Raw genomic sequence first — 3,103 nt, 5'->3', positions numbered from 1 at the left:
TAAAATTTTACCGCGCCGCAACTTTGAAGCGAGTTTAATTTGCTCCGTCGCATAAGCAGAATGCGGACGAGCCGTCCGTAAAAATCGCGGTGCAAAATCGGCACGCGAAGGGCGTAAAATTCCGCGTAAATTTTTAGCGCAAAATTCCTGCGCCAAAATTTCACGCGCGAGCTTTGCTTTAAATTTAGCGTTGTATAATTACGCATTTTTATCAAAAAGGATGAATGCTGATAGATAAAGCTTATGTTTGCGCGCTGAAAGATCGCGTGATAGGCGGCTGCGAAATTGCAAAGGAGCAGGCGCTAGAACTGGCACAGTGCGAGGATCTGGGCGCGCTTTTTGCGGCGGCGGATGAGATCAGGCGCGAGTTTTGCGGCGATAAATTTAATCTCTGCACGATCATAAACGTAAAATCGGGGCGCTGTAGCGAGGACTGCAAATACTGCGCGCAGTCGGCGCATTTTAACACGGGCTGCGAGACTTACGGAATTTTGAGCGAGCGGCAGGTGCTAAGCGCCGCGCTTGCGAACGAAGCCGAGCAGACGCACCGCTTCTCGCTCGTCGCCAGCGGGCGCGGAATTTCTCAAAAAAGCTCCGATCTGAAGGCATACTGCGCGATCTACGAGCGGCTGCGAAGCCAGACGCGGCTGCATCTGTGCGCCTCGCTAGGGATCGTCTCAAAGCCCGCGCTGGCGCTGCTTAAAGCAAGCGGCGTGCAGACCTATCATCACAATCTCGAGACTTCGCGCAAATTTTATCCGCAGATCTGCACGACGCACAGCTACGACGATCGCATCCAAACTATCGAGAATTGCCGCGCCGTGGGGCTTGACGTATGTAGCGGCGGGATTTTCGGGCTGGGCGAAAATATGGAGGATCGCATCGATATGGCGCTGCAGCTGCGAGAGCTGGGCGTTAGCTCCGTGCCGATCAATATCCTGACCCCGATCAAGGGTACTCCGCTGCAAGACGCCGCGCCGCTGGCGCACGATGAAATTTTAAAATCGATCGCGATCTACCGCTTCATCTTGCCGCGCGCGTATCTGCGCTTCGCAGGCGGCAGGCGAAATTTGGGCGAGCACGTGCGCACGGCGCTTGGATGCGGCATCAACTCAGCGCTTACGGGCAATTTCCTAACTACCACCGGCGATAGCATCGCAAGCGATAAGGCGCTTGTGGCGCAGTGCGGGTTCGACCTAGCAAAGGGCGCAGACTAGCGGCGGTCTGGAATTAAAGATAAAATTTAAGAGGCGGCTATGAAGTTAAAATTTTTCCTTGCCCTTATTTTGGTCGTCTTGCTTGGCGGTTGCTCGCTGCTCTCGCGGGACGACGAGGAGGCTCCATTCTTGGCGGACGCGAGCAGATGCGATGTCGCAAGCCCGCTAAGCAAGGAGCAGCCAAACCGCTGCGCGAAGCAGCAAAAGATTGATGCCGAAGTCGCGCAGGCGGCGCAAGAGCAGGCAGTGTCGCGAGATACGCTTAATTCTTTCAGAGCGGATAGCGCGCAAGCTCAGCAAAGAGCGCAAGAGCAATATATTGCCATGCGGCAAAGCCTAATGCAACAGCAATCGCAGCAACAACTGGAGCAGATGCAGTAGCGGCAAAATATGAGAAATTTGCAAAACGAACAAAACTGGAACAGGCTGCGCAATCTGGAAAATATAAGCAACGGCGGGATTTAGCCGTGAATTTTACAATTTGATCTAAATTTTAATTCGCGCGACTTTAATTCTAGATCAATTAGCCTCGGTAAAAATATGATGAAATTTTAATCAACATACTACAAAAACAAATGAGGTCTTAATTTCAAGGGCAGACAGCTGAATGCTAGAAAATTTTAATTGATTTTAAGTGATGAAATGGTGACCCACAGGAGATTTGAACTCCTGTTACCGGCGTGAGAGGCCAGCGTCCTAACCACTAGACGAGTGGGCCGCGAAATTAAAAATGAGATGATAGCGAAGTGTATATAAATTTTGGATTAAATTATATAATTTCAACAAAAATAATGCAAAATAAAATTTTCGCCGAAAACTTAAAGCTTTTTGGCATAGCCGTAAATCTTGGTGCCCTAGAGAGTCCGATATGCCGCCCATTCTAGATGGCATATAAATAAGTTCCGTCGCTACAGCCATAAGCCAAATCGATATCATAAAGCTTGCTGTGCTTTGCTATCAGCATCAAAAACGCCAATAATTTTATCGCGCTGATTTAAAGCAGGTGATAAAAAGCCATTTAGCATGCCTTGTTATTTGGCTTCTAGGCTTTTTAGATACTCATATACTCTTTTATCCTCATTTTTCCTTGCCCAATCCGATGGAGTTACGCTTTGGTTATGAGAACATCTAGCTTTTGGATCGGCGCCTCTTTCTACTAGATATTTTACGATTTCTAGACTATGAGAACTTGCCGCATAATTTACCATGGAGCAACCATCCCTATCCTTTGCTTTAAAATTTCCGCCGTATTTTTCTAAAAGCTTTACGAGCCTAAAACTCTTCTCATCGTCGTGTTGGCTTCCGAATACGCTCATCATCATTGCGCTATCAGTCAGTCTTTTTGCGCACTCTAGCATCGCGCGAAGCGAATTCTCGCTACCTAACATTACCGCCATTTCGATAGGAGTGGTATTTTCATGACCTTTAAAATTCGGATCGCCGCCCATTTCGCAGTATTTTTTAGCATCTTCGGCGTTGTCTGAATATGCCGTTTTGTGAAGCAACGTTTGTATCTCATCCGCGCCCAAACTCTCTTCAGTCTTAGGTGTAACGAAAAAGTTTTTGTCGTAAATCTCCTTTAATGAATTTGTGCCGTAGTATTTACCCGGCTCGTCTTTAAAAATCAAATTTATACCATTTAAATCCGTAAGTTCTATAGAGTCGTTTGTTTTTAAATTTATTATCTTGTTAAAGTTAAAAACTAAATCATCCTTTTTAACCCCGCTATCAAAGATGAAAAAGTGGCTAAACTCGTAAGGAAATTCGTTTTTGTATTCAGGGTTTGACGCCGGATTTATCCTAGAATCGCCAATTTCTATCTTATCGTGCCCCCATCTTTTGCCGAATATAAATATATTCGTACCCCAGCTTTTTGAAATTTTATC

Annotated in this window: 4 protein-coding genes and 1 tRNA gene; 2 read left to right on the top strand and 3 right to left on the bottom strand. The window is 46.5% G+C overall.

Annotation, left to right across the window (positions count from 1 at the left end):
• Positions 1-206 (bottom strand): hypothetical protein (locus Q0236_RS09080; RefSeq protein WP_297917051.1); only part of this gene is annotated, 206 nt, incomplete at its 3' end.
• Positions 207-224: 18 nt separating this feature from the next.
• Here Q0236_RS09080 and bioB point away from each other — a divergent pair.
• The gene (gene bioB, locus Q0236_RS09075; protein WP_297917049.1) at positions 225-1,217 is read left to right on the top strand and encodes a biotin synthase BioB; all 993 of its coding nucleotides are present in this window, start codon (positions 225-227) and stop codon (positions 1,215-1,217) included.
• A 39-nt stretch (positions 1,218-1,256) separates the two neighbouring features.
• Positions 1,257-1,598, top strand: a complete 342-nt coding sequence (locus tag Q0236_RS09070) for a hypothetical protein (protein ID WP_297917047.1) — start codon at positions 1,257-1,259, stop codon at positions 1,596-1,598.
• Between the two features lie 262 nt (positions 1,599-1,860).
• On the opposite strand, the gene Q0236_RS09065 is transcribed toward Q0236_RS09070, so the two are convergent.
• Both Q0236_RS09065 and Q0236_RS09060 read right to left on the bottom strand, forming a co-directional pair.
• Positions 1,861-1,935 (bottom strand) — tRNA-Glu (locus Q0236_RS09065).
• 313 nt (positions 1,936-2,248) lie between these two features.
• The coding region (locus Q0236_RS09060) for an ankyrin repeat domain-containing protein (protein ID WP_297917045.1) at positions 2,249-3,103 on the bottom strand (855 nt) is incomplete at its 5' end.

The organism is uncultured Campylobacter sp. (assembly GCF_938031315.1).
Taxonomy (GTDB): domain Bacteria; phylum Campylobacterota; class Campylobacteria; order Campylobacterales; family Campylobacteraceae; genus Campylobacter_B.
The sequence above is the reverse complement of the archived record's forward strand: the minus strand, read 5'-3'. Positions and strand labels throughout refer to the sequence as shown.

Coding starts and splice junctions, on each gene's coding strand:
- Q0236_RS09070 (WP_297917047.1), top strand. CDS start 1,257: ATGAAGTTAAAATTTTTCCTTGCCCTTATTTTGGTCGTCTTGCTTGGC.
- bioB (WP_297917049.1), top strand. CDS start 225: ATGCTGATAGATAAAGCTTATGTTTGCGCGCTGAAAGATCGCGTGATA.